Raw genomic sequence first — 15,118 nt, forward strand, 5'->3', positions numbered from 1 at the left:
ACACCGAACCGGGGAAGAGGCACTCGTTGAGTTCATCGACCGATTACGACGCGTCGACACCGCTCGCCCGTGAGATCGCTGATCTGAACCGTCGCCGCCGTGCGATCGCGACGCAGCAGTTCCCGCTGCCGCCGAAGACGCGTGTCTTCACGGTGTCGAACCAGAAGGGTGGCGTCGGCAAGACCACCACCACGGTCAACCTCGCCGCTGCGTTGGCGCACGGCGGAGCGCGCGTGCTGGTGATCGACCTCGACCCCCAGGGCAACGCCTCCACGGCGCTCGGTGTCAACCACCAGGCCGAGGTCCCGAGCATCTACGACGTGATCGTCGACGAGGCACCGATCGCCGACACGGTCCAGCGCTCCCCCGAGTCCGACACACTCTGGTGCGTCCCGGCCACGATCCACCTCGCCGGCGCCGAGATCGAACTGGTGTCGCTCGTCGCACGCGAACAGCGACTGCGGACCGCGCTGGACCACTACCTCGAGTCGCTGGACGAGCCGTACCACTACGTGTTCATCGACTGCCCCCCGTCGCTCGGGCTGCTCACGATCAACGCCTTCGTCGCAGCGCGCGAAGTCCTGATCCCGATCCAGTGCGAGTACTACGCGCTCGAAGGGTTGAGTCAGCTGCTCCGGAACATCGAGCTCATCGAGCGGCACCTGAACCCGAACCTCGCGGTGTCGACCATCCTCTTGACGATGTACGACAGCCGGACGAACCTCTCCAACCAGGTCGCAGCAGACGTGCGGGAGCACTTCGGCGAGCAGGTGCTCGAGGCCGTCATCCCCCGATCCGTCCGCGTCAGCGAAGCCCCGAGCTACGGGCAGAGCGTCGTTGCGTACGACGTCAACTCAACCGGCTCGCTCTCCTACCTGGAGGCGGCAGCCGAGATCGCAGCACGAGGAGCGCAGCACTGATGGCACCGAAGCGAACTGGACTCGGACGGGGCATCGGAGCCCTCATCCCGACGGCGTCGGAGCAGCAGGACCGTCCCGTCGACGTGTTCTTCCCGACCGGCGGATCGCCGGCGTCCGCGCCGCTCGTCGACGGTGCGACCGCAGAGGAGCTCGTCGCGGTTCCCGGCGCGCGTCTGGCGAACCTGAACCCCCTCGACGTCGTGCCGAACGCGCAGCAGCCGCGCAAGGAGTTCCGCGAAGAGGAACTGCAGGAACTCGTCCACTCGATCCGCGAAATCGGTGTCCTGCAGCCGATCGTCGTGCGCCCGATCGCAGACGCCGCTGGGACCGAGCCGCAGTACGAGCTGATCATGGGCGAGCGCCGACTCCGCGCCACCAAGGAGCTCGGGCTGAGTACCATCCCCGCCATCGTCAAGGACACCCCTGACGATGCGATGCTCCGCGACGCCCTGCTGGAGAACCTCCACCGTGCGAACCTCAACCCGCTCGAAGAGGCTTCGGCGTACCAGCAACTCCTGGCGGACTTCGGGATCACGCAGGAGCAGCTCGCCCAGCGGATCGGCCGTTCGCGTCCGCAGATCACCAACACGATCCGACTGCTGCGCCTCCCCTCCCCCGTTCAGCGGCGTGTGGCAGCTGGCGTGCTCTCGGCCGGACACGCACGTGCGGTCCTCGCTGCTCCTGACGCCGAGGCCATGGAGTACCTCGCCGAGAAGATCGTCAACGAGGACCTGTCCGTCCGGGCGGCCGAGTCGATCGCGCAGCAGCTCGCGGCTAAGACGCCGGTGAAGCCCAAGGCGGAGCCGTCCAAGCGGCAGGTGCACTTCAACGACCTCGCGGAGCGGCTCGGGGATCGGTTGAACACGCGGGTCAAGATCGCTGTCGGGGCGCGGAAGAGCTCGGTGACGATCGACTTCGCGAACGGGGATGACCTCAACCGGATCCTCGGGGAGCTCGGTATCGAGGACGTCGCGGGCTGACGTTCGGCCGTCTTCTGCCGCGAAGGTCTCTGTACGGCGCTGTGCGGCCGCCTGCCGGCTCGCCGGCGTCGCCGGGTCCGTGGGCTTGTCGGCGGGTCTACTGGGCCCTGAGTGAGCCTGCTGTGGCCTCTCGGGTACCCCGTAGTTCGGGGGCCCGGTCGTGCAGGCAGCGTTTCACGTGGAACATCGAGTCGAAGCGCCAAGGGTGGTTCGTGTCGGCCAGCGGACGCCGTTCTGTCCGATCGTGGCGCCGTGCTCGCGCCCACCGGAGCCGTCAGACCGAGCGACCTCGCTCCTGCACGGCGCGGCCAGGAGCGGCCAGGCGTCGAAATCAGTGGCTCGCGTGTCCCCGCCGTGGCGGTCATCCGGGCCATGCAGTCGCGGTGGGGCAGTGGAGCGGCTGCCGCGCGTATCGAATCCGACCTCGAGCCGAGCTGCACGTTCGTACGCTTATGGGTGGCGGGAGACATTGAGACGGGATGTCGGATGACCCGCAAGATACCGCGCGGAGTTGGTCCCCGGGTTTCCTTCTCGGCATTGGCGCGATCCGTGATGGGCCGGGCGCTCGGGCCGGGCTGCTCCCCCCATTGGGTGATGAGCTGCGAACGATCTTCTCGGCGCTTGGCATGGAGCCCTGGTCTTTGAGTCGCTGCGAAAGGCTCCAGTTCGAGGGCGATGAGATGGGTGCGGGCCAACCGAAGGAACCGTCTCCATCATGCGTCACGGCCGTACGCAGGGATCCGCACCCGTCCCGGCTCGCATGGAAACGAGGGCTGTGGCCCCGGGCTGGCTCACTCTGTGTGCGGCCCTCGGGCGGCGAGTGCGGGTCGCGGAGAGGTCGATACTGGAGGCCGCAATGTCTCCCAAGTGTCGTCCGCGCAGGTTTGGGCGAATGTTCCACGTGGAACGGGTGGATCAGGCCGGAGGTTTCACGTGGAACACGGCACGAAGCTTCCACAGCCCGACGGCAGCGAACACCGGCTTCAGCAGGCTCATCTCTCCGAACCGGTAGTCATCGGCAGCCACGAGCCGCTCAGCGAGCTCCGGTCGCTGACGCCCGAGGTAGATACGCGCCTTCTCAGCGTGCAACCCGTTCGATGCGAAGGCGACCCGGTCCGCCGACTCAATCCACGGAAGTGCGTTCCGGACGTTCTCCCACGTCGAACGACTGTCCGGCTCGATCGACACAGGACCATCCCAGCCGAGGGAGTTCTCGATGTAGTCGCGGAGCAGCACAGCCTCCGCGACCGTCCCGCGCACCGCTCCCCCACTGCAGAGGATCCGAGCAGGAGCGCCGGCTGCGCGAGCCGACCGTGCTGTGCGGACAGCGATCCGACCCCGCCACCGATTCACGACGTTGATGCGATGACCCCGATTGCCGAACCCCAGGACGACGACGAGCCCCGTGGAGCCCGTCGTTGGTCGTGCAAGACGTCCAGCACGACGCGCGCCCCGCCAATGCACGGCTTCGCCTGCGGCCAGGGTCACGAGGCCCACGGCCGCCAGGACGGGGGCGAGGGATGTTCCACGTGGAACGTGTCGGCGCCCCACGATCGCGGTGTCAGGCCCGGTGGTCGCGGATCGCCTGCTCCGCGAGCTCGGCGTAGGTCCATCCCAGGTCGAAGCCCGACGCGGAGAGGGCCTGCGGCACGAGAGAGGTCTCGGTGAGCCCGGGGAGGACGTTCGCCTCGAGGAACCAGGGCGTCCCAGCGGCGTCGACGATGAGGTCGACGCGCGAGATGTGCCGCAGACCGAGGGCCTGGTGGGCTGCCACGGCGGCGGAGGACGCAGCAGCCGCGAACTCCTCGGACAGGCGGGCCGGCGTGTAGAAGGTGGTCTCGCCGGCGTTGTACCGAGCCTCGAACCCGTAGATGCCGCTGCGTGGGACGATCTCGACGGCGGAGAGCGCCACCGGACCGTCGCCGGTGTCGATGATGCCGACCGCGACCTCGGTCCCACGGATGAGCTGCTCGACCACGACGTCGTCGCAGTACGTGTACGCGGTGACCATCGCGCGCGGCAGGTCGTTCACGTCGTCGACGAGGGTGACGCCCTGGGCGCTGCCGCCTCGGGCCGGCTTGACGGCGAGTGGGACCGGGTGCTCGACCGCGATGCTCTCGAGGACGCCGACCGCGCCGAGCTCCCGGAAGACGTCGTGCGAGAGCGTGACCGAGCGAGGGGTCCGGACGCCCGCCCGCGCGACCAGCGCCGAAGCGGTGGGCTTGTCCCATGCCAGCCGGGCCGACGTCGAACGTGAGCCGACGAACGGGATGTCCAGCGCCTCCAGGATGCCCCGCAGGGCGCCGTCCTCACCAGAGGCGCCGTGCAGAGCCGGCCACACGACGTCCGGGCGGCTCTCCCGCAGGGTCGGCAGCAACGAAGCGTCTGCGTCGCGGAGGTCCACCTGCCAGCCGTACCCGGTCAGCGAGTCGGCCACACGGCGACCGGACCGCAGGGAGACGTCACGCTCGTGCGAGATCCCTCCCGCGACGACGACGACGTGACGGCGGGTGAGCTCGGCCATGCGGATGGACCTCCGGTACTGCGGGTGGAACGGTGAAAAGTGCTGATCAGGAGATGTTCGGCGGCGGCGCGCTCACCGACGATGCCGGTCGGACGACCGCGTTGGGCCGCGTCGCGGACCCGAAGGTCTCGACCAGCTCGAGCTCGTCGTTGACGACGTTCGCGAGCCGCTTCACGCCGACGCGGATCTGCTCCGGCGTCGGGTAGCAGAACGACAGGCGGATGTGACCGCCGCCGCGTCCGTCGGCGTAGAAGGCCGTCCCCGGGGTGTACGCGACGAGTTCCTTGACCGCCCGCGGCAGCATCCCCTTGGAGTCGAGCGTCTCGGGCAGGGTCAGCCAGACGAAGAACCCGCCGTTCGGCTTCGTCCAGGACAGGTCCGGCAGGAACTCCCCCAGCGCGGACAGCATGGCGTCACGACGCTCGGCGTAGAGGCCCCGGAAGGTGTCGACCTGACCCTTCCAGTCCGCGGCGTCGAGGTAGGCGTTCACGACGTACTGGCCGAAGGAGTTCGGCGCGAGGACGGCCGACTCGTTGGCGAGGACGAGCTTCTCGCGGATGGCGTGCGGTGCGAGGGCCCAGCCGACGCGGAAGCCCGGCGCGAGCGTCTTGGAGAACGAGCCGAGGTAGACCACGCCCTCTTCGTCGATCGATCGGATCGCCTGTGGCGCCGGCTCGTCGAACCAGAGGAGGCCGTAGGGGTTGTCCTCGAGCACGAGGATGTTGTTCGACCGACAGATGTCGAGGATCTCGATGCGACGCTCGCGGCTGAGGGTCACACCGGCGGGGTTGTGGAAGTTCGGGATCGTGTAGAGGAACTTGATCCGCTTGCCCTGGGTCCGAAGGTTCGCGATCGCTTCGCGCAGCGCTTCGGGGACGAGACCGTTCTCGTCGGTGGTGACGTGCACGGTGTCGGCCTGGTACGACCGGAACACTCCGATCGCACCGACGTAGGACGGCGACTCGGCGAGCACGACGTCACCCGGGTCGATGAAGAGTCGGGTGACGAGGTCCAACGCGTGCTGCGACCCGGTGGTGACGACGACGTCCTCGGCGCTGGCACGGATGCCCTCGAGGCTCATCACGTCGACGATGTGCTCGCGCAGGGACCGCAGGCCCTGTCCCCCGCCGTACTGGAGCGCCATGGCGGCGTCCTCGGCCATCACACGGTCGAGGGAGCCCGTGACGAGCTCACGCGGCAGCGCGGAGACGTACGGCATGCCGCCGGCGAGCGAGACCACCTCGGGCCGCGACGCGACGGCGAACAGGGCTCGGACCTCGGAGGCGCTCAGCCCGGCGGTGCGCTGAGCGTAGGAGTCGTACCAGGGGTCGAGGCTGTTGCCGTTCGTCATCTTGGCTCCGTTCCAGCGGGACCTGCCCGCCACTCACATTCCCGCCACACTACGACATCGACCCCGGAAACCCGGGCCCCGCGACGGGGCCGATCCTGAACCAGTGGCCCGGGAACGCGAGCGGCCCCGCACCCGGTGGGGTGCGGGGCCGCTCGGTGGGGCAGGTGCCTACGCGAGGAACTCTGCGAGGTCGGCCTCGAGCGCCGGCTTCGGCTTCGCGCCGATGACGGTCTTGACGACCTCGCCGCCCTTGAAGACCTTCATCGCCGGGATCGAGGTGATCTGGTAGTTCATGGCCGACTGGGGGTTGTCGTCCACGTTGAGCTTCACGATCTCGATCTTGCCGGCGTGCTCTTCGGCGATCTGGTCGAGGATCGGCGAGACCGCGCGACACGGGCCGCACCACTCGGCCCAGAAGTCGACGAGGATCGTCTTGTCGGACTTGAGGACCTCGTCCGAGAAGGTGGCGTCGGTGACTGCCTTGGCGTTGGACATGTGTGCTCCTTCGAGAAGTCGATCAGTGGGTGCAACGCCCGGAGCGCTGCGGTATTCCGTGGATCAGGCGTGGGCGGCTTCGACGTCGACCGTGACGGGCGACTCCGGGGTCACGCCCTCGGCGGGGCCGGTCAGCGCGTCGTCGAGCTCGGCGAGGTACTTCTCTGCGTCGAGCGCCGCGACGGTGCCGGAGCCGGCAGCCGTGATCGCCTGGCGGTAGGTCGGGTCGATGACGTCACCGGCGGCGAACACGCCGGGCAGGTTCGTCTTCGAGGAGCGACCCTGGACCGCGATCGTGCCCTCGGGGGCGATGTCGATCTGGCCGTGGATCAGGTGCGTGCGCGGGTCGTTGCCGATCGCGATGAAGAGGCCGTCGAGGGCCAGTTCGCTCTCGGTGCCGTCCACCGTGTCGCGCAGCGTGACGCCGGTCACCGCGGAGTCACCCGTGATGCCGGTGACCTCCTTGTTCCACGCGAACTCGATCTTCGGGTCGTTCATCGCCCGGTCCTGCATGATCTTCGACGCGCGCAGGGTGTCCTTGCGGTGGATGACCGTCACCTTGTCGGCGAAGCGGGTGAGGAACGTGGCCTCTTCCATCGCAGAGTCGCCACCGCCGACGACGGCGATGTTCTTCTGGCGGAAGAAGAAGCCGTCGCAGGTCGCGCACCAGCTGACGCCGTGGCCGGACAGCCGCTCTTCGTCGGCGAGGCCGAGGTGGCGGTACGCCGAGCCGGTCGCGTAGATGACCGCGAGGGCCTCGTACGTCTCGCCGGAGCCGACCGTGACCTTCTTGACGTCACCGGTGAGGTCGACCGACACGGCGTCGTCGTACAGGACCTCGGCGCCGAACTTCTCGGCCTGTTCCTGCATCTTGATCATGAGGTCCGGGCCCTGGATCCCCTCGGGGAAGCCCGGGAAGTTCTCGACCTCGGTCGTCTTCGTGAGCTCGCCGCCGGTCTCGACGCTGGAGGCGACGATCAGGGGCTTGAGCTCCGCGCGTGCCGCGTAGATGCCGGCGGTGAACCCGGCCGGGCCGGAACCGATGATGATGAGCTGGCGCATGCCTCGCTGCCCTTCCGTAGATAGCTGACCGGGTCAACACATGCTACCGGCGTGGCATTCCGCATCACCCGGGAGCGCGTCAGCGACCGAGCCGCTTCCGCAGGATGTCGACGGCGCCCCTGATCTCGCCGTTCTTCGCGACGACGAGCGCCCCGAAGTAGACGAGCACCATCACGGCGCCGGTGAGGGCGATGGTGATCAGTGCGCCGGAGACGTCGGACATCGCGAAGCCGTCGGCCGAGAAGCCGCCGAAGAAGTTGACGACGACGAGCCCCACGACGCCGGAGATGAGCGCGGCGATGACGAACTGCACGTGCGACCGGGTGACGATCGGCCCCTCGATGCCGTTCAGACGCTTGCGGACGAGGACGAGCGCGATGATCGTCTGCACGGTCCCCGCGACGGTCGTGCACACCGCGATCGAGACGCCGATCACGTTGCCGGGGAAGGTCGCGACGGCGAGGGCGCCGATGACGAAGAGCACCGACTGGACGCACTGCATCAGGAACGGCGTCCGGTGGTCGTGCAGGGCCCAGAACACCCGCTGGATGATGAAGAGCATGCTGAACAGCACGAGACCCGGCATGTAGGCCCACAGGACCTCGGCCATCGCCTGGGTGTGGTCGAACCGGTTCTCCCAGATCCGGGCGAACGGCATCGCGAGCACGATGAGCGCGACGCTCGCGAACACGGTGAACAGGCCGACGATCCGCAGGGAGAGCGAGAGGTTCCGGCGCACTGCTCCGAGGTCGCCGCGTTCGGCGTCGTGGCTCATCCGCGTGAAGTACGCCGTCGCGATGGAGACCGCGATGATCGAGTGCGGGAGCATGAAGAGCAGCCACGTCGTGCCGAGGGTGGCGATGCCGGCGCCCCCGGCGAGCGACGCGACGCGGGACTGCACGATGCCGGCGAGCTGCGTCACGAGGATCATCGCGAAGAGCCACCCGGCGGCCGTCCCGGTGGAGCGCAGCCCCACCCCGCGCCAGCGGAAGTCCGGTCGGAAGGTCAGTCCGGCACGCCGCCAGAAGAACGGCAGGAAGGCGGCCTGCGCGAACACGCCCAGCGACGCGCTGCCGGCGAGGACGGCGATCTTGATCGCCGTCCACCCCTCGGTGGAGGAGTTGACGTCGCGACCGCCGAACAGCGCGATGAAGACGATCAGTCCAGCGATCGCGATGACGTTGTTGAGCAGCGGCGCCCAGGTGAAGGGCCCGAACACCTGCTTCGCGTTGAGGACCTCGCCGAGGAGCGAGTACATCGCGTAGAAGAGGATCTGCGGCAGGCACCAGAACGCGAAGGCGACGGCGAGGTCGGTCTGCGCGTCGGTGAAGCCCTTGCTGTCGCCGGACGCCTGCTGGCTGTACACGGAGACGAGGAACGGTGCGAGGAGCGTCGCGACGATCGCGATGACGACGAACACCGACCCGCCGAGCGTCACGATCTTGTTGACGTAGGCCACCCCGCCGTCGGTGTGCTGCTTCATCGAGCGGACGATCTGCGGGATGAGCACGGCCGACAGCAGGCCGCCGGCGATGAGCGCGTAGATGTTGTTCGGCAGCTGGTTCGAGATGCCGAAGGCGTTCGCAGCGTCGGAGCCGGTGTTGCCGATCGCGAAGGCGAGGACGAACGTCTTCGCGAAGCCGAGGATGCGCGACAGCATGGTGCCGGCGGCGAGCATCGCGCTGGCACGGCCGAGACTGCGCTCGGCGGCCGGCTCCGCGTCGACGGACGGCTCGGGCTGGGTGGCGCTGATGGTCGGCTCCTCGGGGTCGGCTGTCGGTGCGTCGCGCACCGCGGTGTCGGACTGGAGGAACGGTGCACGCCCGTCGTGCGGCGATGCGGCGGGCACGGGGTCCCCACCGACCACCGGCTGGACCTCGAGCAGCCGGTTCGGGTCCTCGTCGTCGTCCTCGTCGACGTCGCCGTTCCGGCGACGGCGACGCTTCCGGATGCTCCGGAAGATGCCGAACCCGAAGATCGCGACGAGCGCCACCGCCGCGGCCGCGGTGATCACGGTCTCCCACTGCGCCTGGACGTTCAGCTCGACGGTGGCCGGGGTCGCGATCTTCACCCCGGTCGGACTCGTGAGGGAGAGGGTCAGGTTGACCTTGCCGTTCGCGACCGACTGGACCGGCACCGTCGTGCGGGTGGAGGAGTCCGGCTGGATCTTCACCTCGATGTCGTTCCGCACCACCCGCAGCGCGGAGTTGGACGGCTGCACGGACAACAGCACCGTGACCGGGAAGTCGGAGCGGTTCCGGATGGAGATCGGCAGCGAGGACCGGTCGCCGAGCAGGGTGAGGCTGCTCGAGTCGGGGATGCTGATCTGCGAGGTCTTGCCCGCCCAGTTCGCGACCTGGGCGTCCACGGCGGTCGCGAGGCCGTCCGTGTCGGTGCGCCAGGCGTTCGAGGCCAGGGCGAGCAGCCGGAGTCGAGCGGGCGCGGTCAGGTCGGTCGGGGTGTCCAGCGCGGACGCGAACCCGGCGAGGTCCTGTTCGCCGTCCACCAGTCGCTGCAGCTGGTCGATGCGGGCGTCGCCGTTCGTCCCGGCGGACAGCGTGAGGGAGCCGGCCGTCGCGGAGGCCGCGGTGGAGAGGTCTGCCGGGGCGACCCAGGCGGTGTCCTCGAGCGCGTCGAGGGCCTGGCTCAGCCGCGCGGAGTTCGTCGGCCAGTCCCGACCGAGGGTGAGCAGGATCGGTGCCTCGGCGGTGCCCGCGCGGGCGGAGGTGGCGAGCGTCGCGGTGAGCTCGGACATGGCCGTCGACCACTCCTGCTGGCTCGACGCGGTCGCGGCGGTGCGGAGCAGGGCGGACATCGACTGGTCGGACACGAGGACGTGTTGCCCGGCGATCTGCTCGGACGCGGCGATCGTCGTGTCCGCGCCGGCCGACGTGTTGCCGCTCGACACGATCGTCGTCTTCGAGCCGGCCTTCGCGAGCGCCGGCAGGTCCGCCGCTGTGACGGTGCCGTCCGACGGCCAGGCGATCCCGTCCATCGAGTAGGGGAAGTCGAGCAGGGAATCGGTGGTGGGCAGCGTCGCGGGTGCCTCGTCGTCCGTCCCGGGGTCGGCGGTGGCGTCGTCGGTCGGTGACGTCGAGGCGGAGGGGTCGGCCGTCGGGCTCTGCGGATCCGACGTCGGGGTCGGGGTCGGGGTGGACGCGCCGGGGAAGTTCTGCTGCTTGATCTCCTGGTCGAGGGAGATCGGCGAGAGGACCCCGTCGGCTCCCGCTTGCCGGAGGCCGGTGACGTCGGCGTCGGCGTACGGGAGCGCGAAGGTCTCGTTCCGGAGCGACTCGAGCCGGTCCAGCCACGCGGTCGCCGACGACGGTGCGTTCTCACCGAGGATCCGGATGGACGCGATGATCCGCGGGTCGATCGCGACGGCGACGTTGTGGTCCTCGGCGGCGTCGAGCTGCTGGGTGAGCGTGCCGTCGACGGCGGTCGCTGAGGCCAGGACGCCGGCCGTCAGGACGCCCTGGTTCGTCGCCGGGACGGTGATGGGCATCGCGACCGAGACGCTCACCGGCGTCTGGTCCGTCTCGGGGTACCAGGTGATCGCGGACCGCGCCACGGCGTAGGTGTCACCCGCCGTGTACTCGGCGGCGATGCGTCGGGCACCGAACGACGAGTACCCGCCGAGGGCGACGTTGCCCGAGACGATCTTCACCGAGCCGAGCGTGACGGATCGGTGTGCCGGGACCGCCGGGACGTCCACGGAGTCCATCGGGGCGCCGAGGTAACCGGTCGTGCTGGTGTCGGCGAGCCAGTCGGAGAGGACGTCGCGCGTGCTCACGGAGCGGAAGATGTCGAGCTCCGCGGTGCCGGCAGGGACGTCCGCGTCGGTGTCGTTCGTGACCGTGACGGAGAGCTCGAGGTCCTCGTCGCGCTGGACGATCCCGCGGTTCGCCGGCGCGATCGTGATCGTCGTCCGGCCCTGCTCGGCGGCCGCGGGGTGTGCGGCGTGCGTCGTGGTCGTGGAGGCCGTCGTGGCGAGTGCACCGTCGGCCGCAGCGGGCGCGACGACGAGGCCGAGCGCGACGAGGGCCGACGCGGCGGCGGCGAGCGTGGTGCGGAAGATCTGCATGCTGGAGGGGCCACGGGGTCGGTTCGGGCCGTCCACGAGTGTATGAGGCCCGACCATGAACGCTCCCGTGCGCGCGCACGTTGTGGAGAACTCAGACCTGCGATCTGGGAGGATGAGGACCGTCATGCAGTCCGTTGCCCAGGCCGTCGAGCGACTCGACGCACTCGCCGCCACCGAGCCCGTCGCCATCCTCGCTCGGGCCTTCGCCGACGCCGGACACGAACTGGCCCTCGTCGGTGGGCCCGTCCGCGACGCCTTCCTCGGGCGTGCGGTCACCGACCTCGACTTCACCACCGACTCCCGTCCGGACGACATCCTGCGGATCGTCGGACCGATCGCGAGCAATACCTGGGACGTCGGTCGGCAGTTCGGCACCATCGCCGCGCGGGTGGCCGGCGAGCAGGTCGAGATCACCACGTACCGCAGCGACGTCTACGACGGCGAGACCCGCAAGCCCGAGGTCGCGTTCGGCGACACCATCGAGGACGACCTGCTCCGCCGCGACTTCACCGTCAACGCGATGGCGCTCCGGTTGCCCGCGCGGGAGCTCGTCGACGTGCACGGCGGCGTCGAGGACCTCCTCGCCGAGCGCCTGCACACGCCCCAGGCCGCCCGGGTCTCCTTCCGCGACGACCCCCTGCGGATGATGCGCGCCGCCCGGTTCACCGCGCAGCTCGGCTTCACGGTCTCGGACGAGGTGCGCGAGGCCATGACGGACCTGGTCGACTCGATCGACATCGTCTCCGCCGAGCGGGTCCGCGACGAACTGGTCAAGCTCCTGAACACGGACGAACCGGTGGACGGCGTACGTCTGCTCGTCGACACCGGGCTCGCCGAGCGCTTCCTCCCCGAACTGCCGGCGATGCGGCTCGAGATCGACGAGCACCACCACCACAAGGACGTCTACGAGCACTCCCTCACGGTCCTGACGCAGGCGATCGGCTACGAGGCCGAGCGGCACCCCGGCGACGCCCCCGACACCGTGCTCCGACTCGCAGCGCTCCTGCACGACATCGGGAAGCCCGCGACCCGCAAGCTCGAGCCCGGCGGCGCCGTGAGCTTCCACCACCACGACCTCGTCGGCTCGAAGCTCGCGAAGAAGCGGCTCCGTGCCCTGCGCTTCGACAACGACACCATCGCCGCCGTCAGCCGCCTGATCGAGCTGCACCTCCGCTTCTTCGGCTACACCGACGGCGCGTGGACCGACTCCGCCGTCCGTCGCTACGTCCGGGACGCCGGCGACCAGCTCGAACGCCTGCACGAGCTCACCCGCTCCGACGTCACCACCCGGAACCGCCGCAAGGCCGACCGGCTCGCCTTCGCGTACGACGACCTCGAGGACCGGATCCGGGAACTCTCCGAGCAGGAGAAGCTCGACTCGATCCGTCCGGACCTCTCCGGCGACGACATCATGCGCATCCTCGACATCCCGCCGGGGCGTGCCGTGGGCGAGGCCTACCGCTTCCTCCTCGAGGTGCGGATGGACGAGGGCCCCCTCGGGTCCGACGATGCCGAAGCGCGCCTGCGCGACTGGTGGGCCGCCCGCGACGCGACCGCCTGACGGACGCGATCGGTTCTGCACAGCCGGTGGCGCGCCTCCAGGCCGTCCGCTAAGCTTGCCGGGTTGTCCGCACGCACACTGCGTGGCAGGACACATGCATCAACCCTCCTGCCCCGAGAACTGCTCGGGGCCGCTGAGACCAGAGGAGGTGGGTTCCGCATGCACCAGTACGAACTGATGGCGATCCTCGACCCCGAGATCGACGAGCGCACCGTCGCTCCCAGCCTGGACAAGTTCCTCGCTGTGATCCGCAACGACGGTGGCACCGTCGACAACGTGGACGTCTGGGGCCGTCGTCGTCTCGCCTACGAGATCGCGAAGAAGTCCGAGGGCATCTACGCCGTCGTGGACTTCACGTCCACCCCCGAGGCCGCCAAGGAGCTGGACCGTCAGCTCGGCCTCTCCGAGGCCGTGCTCCGCACGAAGGTCCTCCGCGCCGAAGAGGGCATCGCGCAGGTCGCCGCCCAGAAGCAGCGCGACGAGGCCCGCGCGGCCCGCAAGGCCGCCAACGCAACCGCGACCGCGAGCGCCGAGTAACCCGTGGCCGGCGAAACCGTCATCACGGTGGTGGGCAACCTCACCGCGGACCCGGAGCTGCGGTACACGCAGAACGGGCTCGCCGTGGCGAACTTCACCATCGCGTCGACTCCTCGCACGTTCGACCGTCAGGCGAACGAGTGGAAGGACGGCGACGCGCTGTTCCTCCGTGCGAGCGTCTGGCGCGAGTTCGCCGAGCACGTGGCGGGCTCGCTGACGAAGGGCTCGCGCGTCATCGCGCAGGGTCGTCTCCGTCAGCGCTCGTACCAGGACCGTGAGGGCCAGCAGCGCACGAGCATCGAGCTCGAGGTCGACGAGATCGGCCCGTCGCTGCGCTACGCGACCGCGCAGATCACCCGTGCTGCGGGTGGCTCCGGCGGCGGTCGTGGCCAGGTCGGTGGCGGCAACGCCCCGGCGGGCAACGGCGGCAACGGCGGCGGCTGGAACAACAACGGCGGCGGTCAGTCGGACGCGCCCTGGTCCCCCCAGGGTGGCCAGCAGGGCGGCAACGCACAGTCGAACGACGTGTGGAGCACCCCGGGCGGCACGTACGACGACGAGACCCCGTTCTGATCCTCCGCGGTTCAACGGACACAACTTCCACTTCTTAAGGACAAACAATGGCTGGAAAGAGCACCGGCGATCGCCGGAAGCCTCGCGGTAAGGGCGGCAAGAACGCCGCTCCCGCGAAGTCGATCAAGGTCGGCGTCATCGACTACAAGGACGTCGCGACCCTTCGCAAGTTCATCTCGGAGCGTGGCAAGATCCGCGCCCGTCGCATCACCGGCGTCTCCGTCCAGGAGCAGCGCCTCATCGCCCGTGCCGTGAAGAACGCCCGTGAGATGGCGCTCCTCCCCTACGCCGGCTCCGGCCGCTGATCGGAGGTCGACACATGTCGAAGCTCATCCTCACCCACGAGGTCTCCGGCCTCGGTTCCGCCGGTGACGTCGTCGACGTCAAGAACGGCTACGCCCGCAACTACCTGATCCCGCAGGGCTTCGCTGTCGCGTGGTCCAAGGGCGGCGAGAAGCAGGTCGAGTCGATCCGTGCGGCACGTGCCGCTCGCGAGCTCGCCACCATCGAAGAGGCACAGGACCTCAAGATGAAGCTCGAGAACGCGACCATCAAGCTGACCGTCAAGGCCGGCAAGGACGGTCGTCTGTTCGGCTCCGTCCGTCCGGGCGACGTCGCTGACGCCGTCCAGGCGCAGGGCGTCGGCTCGCTCGACAAGCGCAAGGTCGAGGTCCCCGCGACCATCAAGACCGTCGGTGACCACGAGGCCACCGTCCGTCTGCGCGAGGACATCACTGCCGTGATCTCGCTCCAGGTCGTCGCCGCCAAGTAACACTGGCTGCGGTCTTCCGCTCACGACGGGCGGGTCTCCTCCGGGAGGCCCGCCCGTCGTCGCGTTCCGGGGTCGTCGGTGGCGGTTCCGACCCAGGAGGCGCGGCTCGTCCCGCGCTGACCGGTTACTTCTCAGACAGGGTCGCGCTTGCTGGGAACGGCTTGGGAAAGTTGTCCTCAGGTTTCCGTTTGTCAACTGTTTTTACACAGGCGCAACGGTCGGATCGGCAACCTTCAATGCGTACTTGAACCCCACTTCT

At 69.2% G+C, this 15,118-nt stretch carries 13 protein-coding genes; 7 read left to right on the plus strand and 6 right to left on the minus strand.

All coding sequences use genetic code 11. The features are described 5' to 3' along the window. The first annotated feature begins 26 nt into the window (after window positions 1-26). Together BJK06_RS08135 and BJK06_RS08140 are read left to right on the plus strand one after the other, a co-directional pair. Window positions 27-920, plus strand: a complete 894-nt coding sequence (locus BJK06_RS08135) for a ParA family protein (RefSeq protein WP_070417473.1) — start codon at window positions 27-29, stop codon at window positions 918-920. Further along, window positions 920-1,900: a ParB/RepB/Spo0J family partition protein gene (locus BJK06_RS08140; RefSeq protein ID WP_070417474.1), complete on the plus strand. Its 981-nt coding sequence runs from the start codon at window positions 920-922 to the stop codon at window positions 1,898-1,900. Before BJK06_RS08135 ends, BJK06_RS08140 begins: the two co-directional genes overlap by 1 nt. A gap of 915 nt (window positions 1,901-2,815) precedes the next feature. On the opposite strand, the gene BJK06_RS08145 is transcribed toward BJK06_RS08140, so the two are convergent. The 6 genes from BJK06_RS08145 to BJK06_RS18915 form a co-directional block, all read right to left on the minus strand. Further along, window positions 2,816-3,451, minus strand: a complete 636-nt coding sequence (locus tag BJK06_RS08145; RefSeq protein ID WP_308447485.1) for a YdcF family protein — start codon at window positions 3,449-3,451, stop codon at window positions 2,816-2,818. A 10-nt stretch (window positions 3,452-3,461) separates the two neighbouring features. Then, window positions 3,462-4,424 (minus strand): D-alanine--D-alanine ligase, encoded by a 963-nt coding sequence (locus BJK06_RS08150; protein WP_070417475.1) that lies wholly within the window; start codon window positions 4,422-4,424, stop codon window positions 3,462-3,464. A gap of 46 nt (window positions 4,425-4,470) precedes the next feature. After that, the gene (locus tag BJK06_RS08155; RefSeq protein WP_070417476.1) at window positions 4,471-5,775 is read right to left on the minus strand and encodes a PLP-dependent aminotransferase family protein; all 1,305 of its coding nucleotides are present in this window, start codon (window positions 5,773-5,775) and stop codon (window positions 4,471-4,473) included. Between the two features lie 168 nt (window positions 5,776-5,943). Beyond that, window positions 5,944-6,270 (minus strand): thioredoxin, encoded by a 327-nt coding sequence (gene trxA, locus BJK06_RS08160; RefSeq protein WP_017887828.1) that lies wholly within the window; start codon window positions 6,268-6,270, stop codon window positions 5,944-5,946. 63 nt (window positions 6,271-6,333) lie between these two features. Beyond that, the gene (gene trxB, locus BJK06_RS08165; RefSeq protein ID WP_070417477.1) at window positions 6,334-7,332 is read right to left on the minus strand and encodes a thioredoxin-disulfide reductase; all 999 of its coding nucleotides are present in this window, start codon (window positions 7,330-7,332) and stop codon (window positions 6,334-6,336) included. A gap of 79 nt (window positions 7,333-7,411) precedes the next feature. Next, window positions 7,412-11,416, minus strand: a complete 4,005-nt coding sequence (locus tag BJK06_RS18915; RefSeq protein ID WP_219810666.1) for a DUF6049 family protein — start codon at window positions 11,414-11,416, stop codon at window positions 7,412-7,414. 124 nt (window positions 11,417-11,540) lie between these two features. On the opposite strand from BJK06_RS18915, the gene BJK06_RS08175 reads away from it, so the two are divergent. From BJK06_RS08175 to rplI, 5 genes are all read left to right on the plus strand, one after another. Further along, window positions 11,541-12,977, plus strand: a complete 1,437-nt coding sequence (locus BJK06_RS08175; RefSeq protein WP_070417478.1) for a CCA tRNA nucleotidyltransferase — start codon at window positions 11,541-11,543, stop codon at window positions 12,975-12,977. Between the two features lie 159 nt (window positions 12,978-13,136). After that, window positions 13,137-13,514, plus strand: a complete 378-nt coding sequence (gene rpsF, locus BJK06_RS08180; protein WP_070417479.1) for a 30S ribosomal protein S6 — start codon at window positions 13,137-13,139, stop codon at window positions 13,512-13,514. A 3-nt stretch (window positions 13,515-13,517) separates the two neighbouring features. Next, complete coding sequence (locus BJK06_RS08185; protein WP_070417480.1) at window positions 13,518-14,087, plus strand: single-stranded DNA-binding protein; 570 nt, start codon at window positions 13,518-13,520, stop codon at window positions 14,085-14,087. Window positions 14,088-14,134: 47 nt separating this feature from the next. Continuing rightward, the gene (gene rpsR, locus BJK06_RS08190; protein ID WP_017887834.1) at window positions 14,135-14,392 is read left to right on the plus strand and encodes a 30S ribosomal protein S18; all 258 of its coding nucleotides are present in this window, start codon (window positions 14,135-14,137) and stop codon (window positions 14,390-14,392) included. Window positions 14,393-14,406: 14 nt separating this feature from the next. Next, window positions 14,407-14,859: a 50S ribosomal protein L9 gene (gene rplI / locus BJK06_RS08195; RefSeq protein ID WP_069712629.1), complete on the plus strand. Its 453-nt coding sequence runs from the start codon at window positions 14,407-14,409 to the stop codon at window positions 14,857-14,859. The last annotated feature ends 259 nt before the right edge of the window (window positions 14,860-15,118 follow it).

It is taken from the genome of Curtobacterium sp. BH-2-1-1 (genome assembly GCF_001806325.1).
Lineage (GTDB): Bacteria > Actinomycetota > Actinomycetes > Actinomycetales > Microbacteriaceae > Curtobacterium.